General features: G+C 66.6%; 14 protein-coding genes. 9 read left to right on the top strand and 5 right to left on the bottom strand.

Features of this window, described 5'->3' with window-relative positions; translation table 11 throughout:
- The first annotated feature begins 96 nt into the window (after positions 1 to 96).
- From L1787_RS22325 to L1787_RS22290, 8 genes are all read left to right on the top strand, one after another.
- Positions 97 to 753, top strand: a complete 657-nt coding sequence (locus tag L1787_RS22325) for a TetR/AcrR family transcriptional regulator (protein WP_235711320.1) — start codon at positions 97 to 99, stop codon at positions 751 to 753.
- A gap of 161 nt (positions 754 to 914) precedes the next feature.
- Positions 915 to 2,039, top strand: a complete 1,125-nt coding sequence (locus L1787_RS22320) for a Gfo/Idh/MocA family protein (protein ID WP_235711930.1) — start codon at positions 915 to 917, stop codon at positions 2,037 to 2,039.
- Between the two features lie 73 nt (positions 2,040 to 2,112).
- Positions 2,113 to 3,288 (top strand): dihydrodipicolinate synthase family protein, encoded by a 1,176-nt coding sequence (locus L1787_RS22315; protein WP_235711319.1) that lies wholly within the window; start codon positions 2,113 to 2,115, stop codon positions 3,286 to 3,288.
- Between the two features lie 89 nt (positions 3,289 to 3,377).
- Entirely contained in the window at positions 3,378 to 4,388 is a 1,011-nt protein-coding gene (locus L1787_RS22310) for a Bug family tripartite tricarboxylate transporter substrate binding protein (RefSeq protein WP_235711318.1), read from the top strand.
- A gap of 70 nt (positions 4,389 to 4,458) precedes the next feature.
- Complete coding sequence (locus L1787_RS22305) at positions 4,459 to 4,992, top strand: tripartite tricarboxylate transporter TctB family protein (protein ID WP_235711317.1); 534 nt, start codon at positions 4,459 to 4,461, stop codon at positions 4,990 to 4,992.
- 10 nt (positions 4,993 to 5,002) lie between these two features.
- Positions 5,003 to 6,532 (top strand): tripartite tricarboxylate transporter permease, encoded by a 1,530-nt coding sequence (locus L1787_RS22300; RefSeq protein WP_235711316.1) that lies wholly within the window; start codon positions 5,003 to 5,005, stop codon positions 6,530 to 6,532.
- The gene (locus tag L1787_RS22295; RefSeq protein WP_235711315.1) at positions 6,532 to 7,359 is read left to right on the top strand and encodes a sugar phosphate isomerase/epimerase family protein; all 828 of its coding nucleotides are present in this window, start codon (positions 6,532 to 6,534) and stop codon (positions 7,357 to 7,359) included. The genes L1787_RS22300 and L1787_RS22295 overlap by 1 nt, the downstream gene beginning before the upstream one ends.
- A 67-nt stretch (positions 7,360 to 7,426) precedes the next feature.
- Positions 7,427 to 8,248 (top strand): sugar phosphate isomerase/epimerase family protein, encoded by an 822-nt coding sequence (locus tag L1787_RS22290; protein WP_235711314.1) that lies wholly within the window; start codon positions 7,427 to 7,429, stop codon positions 8,246 to 8,248.
- Between the two features lie 18 nt (positions 8,249 to 8,266).
- Here the strand turns inward: L1787_RS22290 and sorU are convergent, their stop codons facing one another.
- Together sorU and sorT are read right to left on the bottom strand one after the other, a co-directional pair.
- The gene (sorU, locus tag L1787_RS22285; protein ID WP_235711313.1) at positions 8,267 to 8,599 is read right to left on the bottom strand and encodes a SorU family sulfite dehydrogenase c-type cytochrome subunit; all 333 of its coding nucleotides are present in this window, start codon (positions 8,597 to 8,599) and stop codon (positions 8,267 to 8,269) included.
- On the bottom strand, positions 8,596 to 9,783 hold the full coding sequence (gene sorT / locus L1787_RS22280) for a SorT family sulfite dehydrogenase catalytic subunit (RefSeq protein WP_255720722.1): 1,188 nt from the start codon (positions 9,781 to 9,783) through the stop codon (positions 8,596 to 8,598). The genes sorU and sorT overlap by 4 nt, the downstream gene beginning before the upstream one ends.
- 263 nt (positions 9,784 to 10,046) lie before the next feature.
- On the opposite strand from sorT, the gene L1787_RS22275 reads away from it, so the two are divergent.
- A complete protein-coding gene (locus L1787_RS22275) occupies positions 10,047 to 10,874 on the top strand; it encodes a putative hydro-lyase (RefSeq protein ID WP_235711312.1) in 828 nt (275 codons plus the stop codon).
- 12 nt (positions 10,875 to 10,886) lie between these two features.
- On the opposite strand, the gene choV is transcribed toward L1787_RS22275, so the two are convergent.
- The 3 genes from choV to L1787_RS22260 are packed head-to-tail and all read right to left on the bottom strand — an operon-like array spanning position 10,887 to position 13,737.
- Positions 10,887 to 11,954, bottom strand: coding sequence for a choline ABC transporter ATP-binding protein (gene choV / locus L1787_RS22270; protein WP_235711311.1), 1,068 nt, complete (start codon positions 11,952 to 11,954; stop codon positions 10,887 to 10,889).
- The gene (gene choW, locus L1787_RS22265) at positions 11,951 to 12,790 is read right to left on the bottom strand and encodes a choline ABC transporter permease subunit (protein ID WP_235711310.1); all 840 of its coding nucleotides are present in this window, start codon (positions 12,788 to 12,790) and stop codon (positions 11,951 to 11,953) included. Before choW ends, choV begins: the two co-directional genes overlap by 4 nt.
- Positions 12,791 to 12,810: 20 nt before the next feature.
- Positions 12,811 to 13,737: a choline ABC transporter substrate-binding protein gene (locus tag L1787_RS22260; protein WP_235711309.1), complete on the bottom strand. Its 927-nt coding sequence runs from the start codon at positions 13,735 to 13,737 to the stop codon at positions 12,811 to 12,813.
- Positions 13,738 to 13,774 lie beyond the last annotated feature (37 nt).

Genomic DNA, 13,774 nt, shown 5'->3' with positions numbered 1-13,774 from the left:
CGCCAGCCCGGCGAACGGCGCGCCGCGGCCGCTTCAGATTTGACGCACCGCCAAGAACACGCCAACCAAGGATAAACCCGCTGAAAGGGCCGAACCTTGCACGCACCCGTCCGACAAGCCAAAGCCAAGTCTCGGCCCGCCCAGCGTGACGCGGAGCGCTCCCGCGCCGCGATCCTCGCAGCCGCCACGGCGGAATTCACCGCCCACGGATTCGGCGGCGCGAGCGTCAACGAGGTGGCCGCGCGCGCCGCGATCAACAAGCGGATGATCTACCATTATTACGGCAACAAGGAGGGTCTCTTCCTCGCCGTCCTCGAAGAGACCTATGCCCGGATCCGTTCGGCCGAGAGCGAGTTGTGCCTTGCCCATCTCGCACCGCCCGAGGCGGTCCGCCGGCTCGTTCTCTTCACCTTCGACTATTTCGTGAAGAACCCGGAATTCCTTACCCTGCTCAACACCGAGAACATGCTTCATGCGCGGCATTTGAAGCGCTCGGAGCAGATCCAGGAGATGCACTCCCCGCTGGTCGGCACCCTCGCCGAGCTCCTGAAGCGCGGCGCCGCCGACGGCGTCTTCCGTGAGGATGTCGACCCGGTGCAGCTCTACATCTCGATCGCCGCGCTCGGCTTTTTCTACATGGCCAACAACCCGACCCTTTCGACCATTTTCGGCCGGAATCTCGCCACCCCGGAGGCCCTCGAGACCCGGCGCGAGCACATCGCGAGCGTCATCATGGACTATCTTCGCCCATGACCCTCTTGACATCGAAGGTTGATTTTGTCAGGAGTAACCGCGTGGTTACTTAAGCCGTCACAAGAACGGCTCGCTTGGAATGGGAGGGTGACTTGACCGAGCAACCGCGAGTGGCCGGCGGCGCACAAAAAGCACCGCAAGCAAAACGGCTTGGCATCATCATGCATGGCGTCACCGGACGCATGGGCATGAACCAGCATCTCATTCGCTCGATCGCCGCGATCCGCGCCGATGGCGGCGTCGTTCTGTCCGACGGCTCTCGGGTCATGCCCGATCCGATCCTCGTCGGCCGCAACGCCGAAAAGATCGCGAGCCTCGCCGCCGCCCATGGCGTCGAGCACTGGACGACCGATCTCGACGAGGCGCTCGCCAACGACGAGGACACCGTCTTTTTCGATGCCGGCACCACGTTGATGCGGTGCAGCCTCCTCGAAAAGGCGATCCACGCGGGCAAGCACGTCTATTGCGAAAAGCCGATCTCGGACGATATCGAGACCGCCCTCGCCGTCGCCCGCCTCGCCAAGGAAAAGGGCGTCAAGAACGGCGTCGTGCAGGACAAGCTGTTCCTGCCGGGACTGCGCAAGTTGAAGCGCCTCATCGATGCCGGCTTCTTTGGCCGCATTCTCTCGGTGCGCGGCGAGTTCGGCTATTGGGTGTTCGAGGGTGATTGGATCCCCGCGCAGCGCCCCTCCTGGAATTATCGCGAGGCCGACGGTGGCGGCATCATCCTCGATATGCTGTGCCACTGGCGCTATGTGCTCGACAATCTGTTCGGCAACGTGAAGTCGGTCTCCTGCCTCGGCGCGACCCACATTCCCGAGCGATGGGACGAGAACGGCAAGCCCTACAAGGCCGATGCCGACGACGCGGCCTACGCCACCTTCGAGCTCGAAGGCGGGGTGATCGCGCACATCAACTCCTCCTGGACCGTGCGCGTCCGCCGCGACGATCTCGTGACCTTCCAGGTCGACGGAACCGAGGGTTCGGCGGTCGCCGGTCTCACCAAATGCGTGACCCAGCACCGGGCGAACACGCCGAAGCCGACCTGGAATCCGGACATCCCCCAGTCGATCGACTTCTTCGACACCTGGGCCGAGGTCCCCGACACGGAGCCCTACCCGAACGGTTTCCGCGTGCAGTGGGAGGATTTCATCCGCCACGTGGTCGAGGACGCGCCGTGGAAATACGACCTGATCGAGGGCGTGAAGGGCGTGCAGCTCGCCAAGCTCGGCCTCGAAAGCTGGCGCGAGCGCCGCTGGATCGACGTTCCGACGATCTCGGCCTGACGGGCGTCCGGCCCCTGCGATTCATCGAGGCGGCGACGCCGCCTCCCCCCACGCACACAACGCGATTCCAACCATGGCAACCCTGAACCTTCCGACCCCCGACCGCCGCATGGAGCCCTACACCACGGGCGAGCCGCTCGATTTTGCGGCGCTCCTCAATGGCGGGCAGCACAATTTCAACCGCGTCGCCTTCGCCGCGGCCCATGTCGTCGCCGACCCGTTCCAGGAGCACGACCCCTGGCTCGATCCCCCCGCGATCGACTGGGAACGGACGATGGCGTTCCGGGAATATCTCTGGGATCTCGGCCTCGGCGTCGCCGAGGCGATGGACACCGCCCAGCGCGGGATGGGCCTCTCCTGGAGAGACGCGCAGGATCTGATCCGCCGGGCGCAGGCCGCCGCCAAGGCGCGCGGCAATGCCCGCATCGCGTTCGGCACCGGGACCGATCACCTCGCCCCCGGACCGGACGTCACGATCGACGACGTGATCCGCGCCTATGAGGAGCAGGTCTCCTTCGTCGAAGGCGAAGGCGGTCAGATCATCCTGATGGCCTCGCGCGCGCTCGCGAAGGCGGCCGAAGGGCCCGGCGACTACGTCACCGTCTACGACCGTATCCTGTCGCAGGTGAAGGAGCCGGTGATCATCCACTGGCTCGGTGAGATGTTCGACCCCGCGCTCGACGGCTATTGGGGCTCGGCCGACCACAACGAGGCGATGATGACCTGCCTCGACGTCCTGTCGACCCATGCCGACAAGATCGACGGCATCAAGATCTCGCTCCTGTCCAAGGAGAAAGAGATCAAGATGCGCCGCCAGCTTCCGGCCTCGGTGCGGATGTATACCGGCGACGATTTCAACTATGCCGAGCTGATCGCCGGTGACGAGGAAGGCTATTCCGACGCCCTTCTCGGCATCTTCGACGCGATCGCCCCGGCCGCGTCCGCCGCGCTCGACGCGCTCGGCGAGGGCTCCGACAACCGCTTTTTCGATCTGCTGGCGCCGACGGTCCCGCTCTCGCGTCACATCTTCTCGGCGCCGACCCGGTTTTATAAGACCGGCGTCGTGTTCCTCGCCTATCTGAACGGCCTCCAGGATCATTTCACCATGGTCGGCGGCCAGCAGAGCGGCCGCTCGGCGCTGCATCTCGCCGAATTGTTCCGCCTCGCCGACAAGGCGCGCGTTATGCGCGACCCGGATGTCGCGGCGGACCGCATGAAAAAGGTCATGGCTGTCCACGGCATGGCGTGACCGACGCCGGCGCTCGCCGGCCGATACACCCGCGGAGGTCCGCGCCAAAGACGGACCCCGCATCAACCCAAGGGAAGGAGAGACCAAGGATGAAGAGCGTTCTTCTTGCGACCCTCGCCGGGGCGATCCTCGTCGCGCCCGCGGCCCTCGCCGACGACACCTGGCAGCCCGACCGGCCGGTCAACATCATCGTGCCCTGGTCGGCCGGCGGCTCCACCGATCAGGTGACGCGCGTCGTCGCCCCGCTGATCGAGGAGGTGCTGGGCACGCCCGTCGTCGTGGTCAATCAGCCCGGCGCATCGGGCTCGATCGGCACCCGCGCCGCGCTCGACGCGCCGCGCGACGGCTACACCTGGACCGCCAACGCGATCGCCAACAACGCGACCTATGCGGTGACAGGCCTCGTCGAGGACACCGATATCAACGACTATCGGATCTATCTCCACATCGCGAACGTTCCCGTCGTCAGCGTCAATTCCGACAGCGAGTTCCAGACCTTCGAGGAGCTCGTCGAGGCCATGAAGTCCGGCGAGAACATCACCGTCGCGACCGCCGGCATCAACTCCTCGGGCGGCATGGCGCTCGCCGCGATCCGCGAGGCGCTCGGCGAGGACATCGATCCGCGCATGGTCGCCTATGACGGCGGCAACCCCGCCGTGCTCGCCGCCGCCTCCGGCGAGGCGATGGTGACGACGCAGCTCGCCTCCGAGCAGGCCGAGCTGATCCGCGCCGGCAAGCTGCGTCCGCTCGTCGCCCTCTCCGGCGCGCCGCTCGAGATCGAAGGCATCGACCCGATCCCGTCGATCACCGAGACCGTCGAGATGCACGTCGCGCCGGACTATTTCGGCATCTTCATTCCGACGGGCGCGCCGCAGGAGGTCTACGACACGATGGACCGCGTGTGGCAGGAGGCGATCATGGATGCGCCGGAGCTCAAGGACTACGCGAAGAACCGCGGCGCGACCTTCGACCCGGCCTTCGGCGACGACGCGCGCGAGAAGGCGATGCCCGTCGTCATCTCCGAGGCGTGCTCGCGCGTGACGCGCGGCGAAGCGGTGATCGATCCGTCCGAGATCGGCATCGACTGCCCGGCGTCCTGACGCCCTCACCGTGTTCGTGCGAGGGGTACGCCCCTCGCACCGCCCCTCTTCTGTCGCGGGATAGGAGCCTATGACGCGGGACGACCAGACCGATCGATCCAGAACATTGACGATGGCGCACGCGGACGTGTTCACCGCCGTCGTCCTCTTCGTTCTCGCCCTCGCCATGCTGTGGGGCGGCTACACGATGGACCGCCTCGAAATCCGGCGCATCCATCCGGCGAGCATTCCCGGCCTCGTGCCGATGGCGCTCGGCGTGGCGCTCGCAATCTGCTCGGTGATCCTGTTCGTGGGCGCGGCGAAGGCCGGCGGTCTCACGCGCGCCGGCCTCTCGCTGCGCGCGCCCGAGACGCGGGCCGCGACCGGCCGCCTCGCCCTCTGCCTCGCGCTGACCCTCGTCTATCCGCTCGTCCTCGTCGGCTCGATGCCCTTCTGGCTCGCCACAGCCATCTTCGTGACCGTCTTCATCGCCGCGTTCGAATGGCACCACCGTTCGCCCGCCCGGCACCTGATCGCCCTCGCGACGGCGCTTCTTCAGGGCGCGCTCGTCGGCCTCGTCACCGCTTACGTGTTCCAGGAATTCTTCCTGGTCCGCCTGCCATAGGGCGCCCCGAATGCAGGGACTTCAGTATCTCTTCGAGGGGCTGATCGGGCTCATCACGCTCACCTCGCTCTTCAATGTCGCCTGGGCGACGGTGCTCGGCATCATCGTCGGAATGCTGCCGGGCCTCACGGCCACGATGGGCGTCGCGCTCCTCACCACGCTGACCTACAAACTCCCGCCCGAGCAGGCGATCCTCATTCTGTTGTGCATGTATGTCGGCGCGATCTATGGCGGCTCGCGCTCGGCGATCCTCCTCAACATCCCCGGCACCCCGGCGAACGCCGCGACCTCGCTCGACGGCTATCCCCTCGCCCGCCAGGGCCGCGCCGGCTACGCGATGGCGATCGCGACCACCAGCTCGGCGATCGGCACCTTCATCGGCATCGTCTGCCTCGCCGTCATCGCCCCGCTCCTCGCCAATGTCGCGCTCGATTTCGGCTCTTATGAGTTCTTCTGGCTCGCTCTGTTCGGCATCGTGATCTCCGGCCAGCTCACCGCGCAGGGTGAGCCGATCAAGGGCATCATCGCCGGCATTCTGGGGCTGATGGTGGCGATGGTCGGGATGGAGGGGATCCACGCACATGTGCGCTTCACCTTCGGCATCTCGGAGCTGAACGGAGGCATCGGCCTCATTCCCGCGATGGTCGGCGCGTTCGGCTTCGCCGAGATCCTCACGGTGATGTTCGACAAGAAGGCCGAGCTCGTCTCCAACAAAGTCGACCGGATCTTCCCCCGTTTCATCGACATCTGGCGCACGAAATGGACGGCCGTCCGCTCCGGCGTGATCGGCACCTTTGTCGGCGTCATTCCGGGCGTCGGGGAGGATATCGGCGCATGGGCCTCCTATGCGCTCGCCAAGCGCACCTCACGGGAAAAGGCCCAGTTCGGCAGCGGCTCGATCGACGGGCTCACCGCCGCCGAGACCGGCAACAGCGCCGTCGTCCCCGGTGCGCTGATCCCCGCCCTCACCCTCGCCGTGCCGGGCAGCGCGCCGGCGGCCGTCCTCATCGCCGCGCTCTTCATCCACGGCGTGCGGCCTGGTCCGATGATCATGATCGAGCAGCCGACCTTCGTCTACGAGGTCGTCGCGATGCTGCTCCTCGCGACCATCGCGATCACGATCTTCGGCATCCTGATGGCGCGCCCGCTCCTCTTCGTGTTGCGGATCCCGCGCGAGCGGCTGATGCCGATCGTCTTCGTGCTGTGCGTCATCGGCCCCTACGCCATCACGCTGCGCATGTTCGACGTCGTCGTCATGCTGGTGTTCGGCATCATCGGCTTCCTCATGCGGCGGATGCAGTATCCGATGGCCCCGCTCGTTCTCGGAATCATTCTCGGCGATCTTCTCGACAAGAATCTGCGCCGGGGGCTCACATTGTCCGACGGCGATATTTCTCCTTTCATCACGCGGCCGATCAGCGTCACATTCGCGATCCTCATCCTGCTGACGATTCTCGCCAGCATCCCCATCGTCCGACGCTCCATCACGCGCCTCGTCACCGGCAACAGGAGCGATCGCGCTGCCGCGGAGCCGAATTGATGCGCCTAGCCTTGTGCAACGAAGTGATCTGCGAACTCGATTTCGCCGACCAATGCAGCTTCGCCGCCGCGGTCGGCTATGACGGGCTCGAGATCGCGCCGTTCACCCTGTCGGAGACTCCGCACCTTCTCGATGTCGCCCAGCGCCGGGCGATCCGCCGGCAGGTCGAGGACGCGGGGATCAAGATCACCTCGCTCCACTGGCTCCTCGTCGCCCCGGAGGGCCTGTCGATCACGAGCCCCGACCCGGAGATCCGCGCGCACACCATCTCGGTGATGCAGGACCTTTGCTACCTCGCCGCCGACCTCGACGGGCCCGTCCTCGTCCACGGCTCGCCGCATCAGCGGATGATCCAGGCCGGCCTCGAGAGCGACCAGACGAGTTGGACGCTGGAGGCGTTCGCCGCCGCCGCGCGCGCGGCCGAGGACGCCGGCGTCACCTATTGTGTCGAACCGCTCGCCGAGCGCGAGACCAACAACATCAACACCTTCGCCGAGGCGATCACGCTGATCGAGGAGATCGGGAGCCCGAACCTCAGGACGATGCTCGACACGTCCGCCGCCGGCATCACCGAGGTGGAGCCGATCGAAGCGCTGATCGCCGAGCACGTCCCGAACGGCCGCATCGCCCATTGCCAGTTCAACGACCCGAACCGCCGCGGCCCCGGCGAGGGCGAGATGAAATTCGCCCCCATCCTCGCCGCCTTGAAGAACGCCGGCTATCGCGGCGACATCGCGGTCGAACCTTTCGTCTACGCCCCGAACGGACAGGCGTGCGCGGCCCGCGCGCTCGGCTATCTGCGCGGCCTCATGGAGGCGGCGGCCTGACCGGCCACGCCGTTTCGCCATAAGCCGGTCCGGGTCAACGATCGGACCGCAATCAGGAGAACTCTCGATGCTCGACGGCCTGTCCATCAACCTCGCAACGATCCGCGAGCAGTGCGACATGGAGGAAGCCGTGGAGGCGTGCCTGCGCCACGGCATCACCGCGATCGCCCCATGGCGCGATCAGGTGGCGAAGATCAGCCTCGACCGGGCCGCCAAGCTCGTCGAGATGCACGACCTCACCGTCACCGGCCTCTGCCGCGGCGGGATGTTCCCCGCTGCCGACGCCGCCGGCCGCGCCGCCGCGTTCGACGACAATCGCCGCGCGGTCGACGAGGCGGTGGCGCTGAAGGCGGATTGCCTCGTTCTCGTCGTCGGCGGGCTTCCGAAAGGCTCGAAGGACATCGTCGGCGCGCGGCAGATGGTGGAGGACGGGATCGCCGCCCTCGCCGAGTATGCGCTCGCCCAGAATGTCGCCCTCGCGATCGAGCCGCTCCATCCGATGTACGCGGCGGACCGGGCGTGCGTGAACACCCTCGGCCACGCGCTCGACATCTGCGACAAAGTCGGCTCGGGCGTCGGCGTCGCGGTGGACGTCTATCATGTCTGGTGGGACCCGGACCTTGCGAACCAGATCGCACGGGCCGGACACCGTATCTTCGCCCACCACATCTGCGACTGGCTGGTGCCGACGAACGACCTCCTCCTCGATCGCGGGATGATGGGCGACGGGGTGATCGACCTGCCCGGCATCCGCGCGATGATCGAGGGGGCCGGCTTCCACCGCCACCAGGAGGTGGAGATCTTCTCGAAGGAGAATTGGTGGAAGCGGCCGGTGGACGAAGTGCTGTCCACCTGTGTCGAGCGCTACAAGATGATCAACGGCGGCTGAGCCGCCACCGCGATCCCGTCATTCGCCCCCCGAGCTCGTCGCGACATACCGCGCGACGGCCTCGATCTCGTCCGCCGACAGCGTCTCGGCATAAGCGGGCATGACGCCGACGCCGGACGTGACGGCCTTTTCGACGCGGGCCGTGTCCGGCTTCAGATCGTCGAGGACGGGGCCGATCATGCCGGCCGTTCCGGCATCGGCCAGCGTATGGCAAATGCCGCAATTCGGAACGGCCGTCTCGGTGAAGACCGCCTTGCCTTCGGCGAGCATCTCCGGCGAGACCTCCGCCGCACCGGCCGAAGCCCCGCCGAGAAGGGCGAGGCTGGCCGCCATCAGAACGACCGATTTCACGCGAGCGTCACCGTCACGCCGTGCGCGCGCCACCCGTTGTGGCCATAGCCGCGTTCGTTGGGCGGAAAGTCCTCCGGCTGCGTATCGCCGTCCGCATTGGTCGCCCGGCTCATGATCTCGTAGGTGCCGGGGGCGAGGTCGGCGAGCATCGAGAAGGGACGCCAGGCGAAGGGGCCGAGGTCGGGGCCGCTGAACGTCGCCTCTTGCCAGCTCTCGCCGCCGTCGGTGGAGATCTCGACGCCCGTCACCTCGCTGGTCCCGCCCATGGCGACACCCTCGATGATGACGCGGCCGCTCGCCGTATCCTCGATCGGCGCCGTCACCCAGGACTTCACCGGCATCAGCCACATCGAGGGCTGAGACGGGCCGCCGCTCTCCCCGACCGGGCGCACGCGATAGCCGCTCTGCTGGATCTTGGCCTGGCTCTCCTCCGCCGTCAGCGCGATTTTCTTGACGTATTTCACGTTGTTGACGCCGTAATAACCGGGGACCACCAGCCGCACCGGCCCGCCATGCGCGACGGGGATCGGCGCGCCGTTGAGCTCGTAAGCGAGGATGGCGTTCTGCAACGCGTCGAGCGGCACGGAGCGCTCGACCATGATCGACAGCGGATCGAGGCCCTCGGGAAGCGCCTCGCCGCCGGTCGCGGTCAGAAAGGCGGCGCCTTCGCCCGGCCCGCCGAGGGCGGTGACGATGGCCGCGAGGGGCACGCCCGTCCAGAAGACGTTGCCGGCGGCGCCGACCGACCATTGCGTCCCGCTCGCCTCGTGATCGAAAAAGGCGCGCCCGTTGCCGGAGCATTGCAAGACCGCCGCGACGTTCTCGACGCCATAGCCTTTGAGCTCGCCGAGCGTCATCGTGCTCTCTGAGCCGACGCCCTCGAAGGCGACCTCCCAAACGTCGGGATCGGCGACGATATCCTCCGGCGGGGCCGGCAGGTTGTTGCGGACATAAAGAATATCGGACGCCGTGATCGACGACGCGCCGATCGCCTCGCGCGTCGTCTCGATCGTCTGCGGTGAATGGACGATGACCGAGGCGGGGTTCTTCCACGCGACGTATTCGGGCAGTTCTTCAGCGGCCTGCGCGGCCGCCATGGTCGGGATTCCCGCAGACAAGCCGGCCGCTGCCGCACTGGACGTCAGGAGAAACGACCGCCGACTGACGGAAAGTTTGTAGATCATAACGTTTCCTCTTACGACAACGTCTTATTCTTTTATTTCAACCCGTCGTGAATTGACGGACGTTCTATTGTCTCACCAACTTCGCCTTTTACAAATGACATAATGGCACGCCACGGTCGGGGAAGAGCGCCCGGCATCATGGAGCGCCCCGTTTCGCGAGGCGGCGCCGGGTTCAGCGCGAATGCCACCGGCGGTGTCGCCTCGCGACGATTTGACTGGAAAACCAAACTGATCGAACCTTCCCATGGAAACGGGAGGATTGAATGGACGCGATGCCAATGGATCCGGCTGCGAGGCTCGAAGGCCTCACCGCGGCGGAGGTACGCGCCGCAATCCGCAGGGGGGATTATCGCTGGCACACCGCCGGCCTCGCGCCCGGAAAGCTCCAGGCGAATCTCGCCATTTTTCCGGAGCGCTACGCCCTCGATTTTCTGCGCTTTTGCCAGCGGAACTCGAAGCCCTGCCCCGTCGTCGGCATCACCGATACCGGCGACCCGGTGTTCCGCACCCTCGGCGCCGACGTCGACGTGCGGACCGACCTGCCCCGCTACCGCGTCTTCCGCAACGGCGTCCTCGAGGGCGAGGTCGACGATCTGAAGGCGTTGTGGCGGAGTGATCTCGTCGCCGTCGCGCTCGGCTGCTCCTTCACCTTCGAGCACGCGCTGCTCGAGGCCGGGATACCGATGCACCATATCGAGAGCGGCACGGCCGTTCCGGTCTTCGACACGACGATCGACTGCCTTCCCGCCGGCCCCTTCTACGGGACGATGGTAGTCTCGATGCGGCCGATCCCGGAAGATCGCGTCACCGAGACGATCGAGATCTGCTCGCGCTATCCGCTCGCCCACGGCGCTCCGATCCATGTCGGAGACCCGGCCGCGATCGGGATCGGGGACATCGCCCGCCCCGATTATGGCGACCAGGTCCTCCCCCGTGCGGGCGAGGTTCCGGTCTTCTGGGCCTGCGGTGTCACCCCGCAGAGCGTGATCCTCAACGCCGGTCTCGAACTCGCGATCACCCACGCGCCGGGCCACATGCTCGTCACCGACGTCGACGACACGGCGGAGGTGCCGATCGCAACGACGGCCTGAGGCGGAGCGGCTTCAGGCTTTGTCGCCGTCTTTGTCCTCGTCCGGCCGCCGTTTGTCGGCGTTCGTGAGCGCGGTGAGAACATCGCGCGCCGTCACCATGCCGACCACCGCGCCGCCCTCCTCGACGGCGACGGTGCCGTCGGCGGCGAGCTGTTCGGCCATCAGCGCCTGAACCGGCGTGTCGTGCGCGATCCGCGGCGCATCCTCCGGCGCCGTCGCTCCGGGCTGCATGATGTCTTCGGCCCGCAACACGCGGAGCGGGTTCATGTTGGCGACGAAATCGGCCACATAACGCGTCTTCGGGTTGGCGATGATCTCCTGCGGCGTGCCCGCCTGGACGATCTTCCCGCCGTCCATGATGGCGATGCGATTGCCGATATGGAACGCCTCGTCGAGATCGTGGCTGACGAAGAGGATCGTCCGCTTGAGCCGGGCCTGGAGGTCGAGAAGCTCGTCCTGAAGGCGTTGGCGGATCAGCGGGTCGAGCGCGGAGAACGGCTCGTCCATCAGGAGAATGGGCGCCTCGGTCGCGAAGGCGCGGGCGAGGCCGACCCGCTGTTGCATCCCGCCCGACAGCTCGCCGACGCGCCGGTCGGCCCAGTCTGAGAGGCCGACGAGGGCGAGCTGTTCGCTGACCCGCGCCTCCCGCTCGGCGCGGGACATGCCGGAGACTTCGAGCCCGAAGCCGACATTCTCCGTCACGTTGCGCCACGGCATCAGCCCGAACTGCTGGAACACCATCGCGATGCGCGAGCGGCGCATGCGCCGCATCGTGCGGGCGTCGGCGCTCGCCATGTCGACGAGCCCCTCCCCGCCATCGACGCGCACGGCCCCGCGCGTCACCGCGTTGAGGCCGTTGACGGCGCGCAGGAGCGTCGACTTGCCGGACCCCGACAGGCCCATCAAGACGACGATCTCGCCCGCTTCCACGGTGAGCGAGCAGTCGTGTACGCCCAGAACGTCGCCGGTCTCGGCCTGGATCTCCGCCCGCGTCTGGCCGGCATCGGCGAGCGCGAGGGCGCGTTCCGCCGTACCGCCGAAGATGATCGACACATTGTCGAAGACGATCGCCTCGCTCATGAGCCCCTCCGTTCCACGCGCAGCAGCCGGTCGAGCACGATCGCGACGACCACGATGACGATCCCACTCTCGAACCCGAGCCCGGTGTCGACGCGGTTGAGTGCCCGCACCACCGGCACGCCGAGCCCGTCCGCCCCGACGAGCGCGGCGATCACCACCATCGACAGCGACAGCATGATCGTCTGGTTGAGGCCCGCCATGATCTGCGGCGCGGCCCACGGGAGTTCGACCTTCACGAGGCGCTGCCAGGATGTCGACCCGAACGCCTCCGCCGCCTCGATCAGCGGCTTGGGCGCGGAGGCGACGCCAATCTGAGTGAGCCGGATCGGCGCGGGCAAGACGAAGATCACCGTCGCGATCAGCCCCGGCACCATGCCGATGCCGAAAAAGACGATCGCCGGGATGAGGTAGACGAAGGGCGGCAGCGTCTGCATCAGGTCGAGAATGGGGCGGAGCGCCGCGTAAAAGCGCGGCTTGCGCGCCCCGAGGATCCCGATCGGGACGCCGAGTCCCATGCAGACGACGCAGGCCGACAGGACCAGCGTCAAGCTCTCCATCGTCTCCGTCCAATAGCCTTGGTTGAGGATGAAGAGCATCCCGACGCCCGCGAGCGCCGGAACCTTCCAGTTGCGGTGGACGAGCCAGGCGAGCGCGACCACGATCAGAATGATGACGAGCGGCGGGACCGCTTCGAGCGCCCAGAGGATCGTGTCGATCAATCCGCCGAGCCCGTCGGAGAGCGCGTCGAAGAAGACGCGCCCGTTCGACTTCGCCCACGCAAAGACCGCCTCCGCGGCGTCATCGATGGGAATTTTCGTATCTTCGAAAAGGGCCAACGGCACCTCCGTCCGTCGGATTAATCGAGGTCGGCGCGCACCGCCGCGAGGCCGGGCTCACCGTCGCGCGTCGTCACGCCTTCGAGCCAGCCTTCGAGAAGTTCGGGATGGGCCTTGAGATAGGCCTCGGCCGCGTCCTCCGGATCCTCGCCGTCATCGAGGATCGCGCCCATGATCTCGTTCTCGAGGTCGAGCGAGAAGACGAGATTCTTGAGCAGCGCGCCGACATTGGGGCACTCCTCCATAAACCCCTTGCGCACGTTGGTGAAAACCGTCGCGCCGCCGAGATCGGGGCCGAACACGTCGTCGCCGCCGGTGAGATATGTAAGGTCGAAATTGGCGTTCATCGGGTGCGGCTCCCAGCCGAGGAACACGATCGGCTCGTCGCGCTCGCTGGCGCGGGCGACTTGGGCGAGCATCCCCTGCTCGGAGGATTCGCGCAGGCCGAAATCGCCGAGATCGAAGGTGTTCGCGTCGATCATGTCGAGGATCAGACGGTTGCCGTCATTGCCAGGCTCGATGCCGTAGATTTCGCCGTCGAGCTCGTCCTCGAACTTGGCGATATCGGCGAAATCCTTGATGCCGAGCTTCGCGCCGGCGGCGTTGGTGGCGAGCGTATATTTCGCGCCTTCAAGGTTCGCGCGCACCGTCTCGACCGTGCCGCGCTCGCGGTAGGGGGCGATATCGCCTTCCATGGTCGGCATCCAGTTGCCGAGGAACACGTCGACATCGCCATTTTCGAGCGATGCGTAGGTGACGGGGACCGACAGGACCTTGATGTCGACATCATAATCGAGCGCGTCGAGCAGCGTTTCGGCGACGGCGGTCGTCGCGGTGATGTCGGTCCAGCCGACATCGGAGAACGTGATGTCCTCGCATTGTGCGTACGCGGTCGCGGGAGCCGCCAGCGCGAGAATGAGCGCGGCGGCGCGAGTGCGGATGGGCATCAGAGATCTCCTCAACGGGTTGTCGCGAAAAATCGCG

The organism is Acuticoccus kalidii, assembly GCF_021556395.1.
In the GTDB taxonomy this organism is placed as follows: Bacteria; Pseudomonadota; Alphaproteobacteria; order Rhizobiales; family Amorphaceae; genus Acuticoccus; species Acuticoccus kalidii.
This window is presented reverse-complemented; position numbering and strand designations above follow the sequence as displayed.

Bases quoted from the DNA above. Each gene is read 5' to 3' on its own strand.
- L1787_RS22320 (WP_235711930.1), top strand. From the start codon at position 915: ATGCATGGCGTCACCGGACGCATGGGCATGAACCAGCATCTCATTCGC.
- L1787_RS22315 (WP_235711319.1), top strand. From the start codon at position 2,113: ATGGCAACCCTGAACCTTCCGACCCCCGACCGCCGCATGGAGCCCTAC.
- L1787_RS22310 (WP_235711318.1), top strand. From the start codon at position 3,378: ATGAAGAGCGTTCTTCTTGCGACCCTCGCCGGGGCGATCCTCGTCGCG.
- L1787_RS22305 (WP_235711317.1), top strand. From the start codon at position 4,459: ATGACGCGGGACGACCAGACCGATCGATCCAGAACATTGACGATGGCG.
- L1787_RS22300 (WP_235711316.1), top strand. From the start codon at position 5,003: ATGCAGGGACTTCAGTATCTCTTCGAGGGGCTGATCGGGCTCATCACG.
- L1787_RS22295 (WP_235711315.1), top strand. From the start codon at position 6,532: ATGCGCCTAGCCTTGTGCAACGAAGTGATCTGCGAACTCGATTTCGCC.
- L1787_RS22290 (WP_235711314.1), top strand. From the start codon at position 7,427: ATGCTCGACGGCCTGTCCATCAACCTCGCAACGATCCGCGAGCAGTGC.
- sorT (WP_255720722.1), bottom strand. From the start codon at position 9,783: ATGATCTACAAACTTTCCGTCAGTCGGCGGTCGTTTCTCCTGACGTCC.
- L1787_RS22275 (WP_235711312.1), top strand. From the start codon at position 10,047: ATGGACGCGATGCCAATGGATCCGGCTGCGAGGCTCGAAGGCCTCACC.
- choV (WP_235711311.1), bottom strand. From the start codon at position 11,954: ATGAGCGAGGCGATCGTCTTCGACAATGTGTCGATCATCTTCGGCGGT.
- L1787_RS22260 (WP_235711309.1), bottom strand. From the start codon at position 13,737: ATGCCCATCCGCACTCGCGCCGCCGCGCTCATTCTCGCGCTGGCGGCT.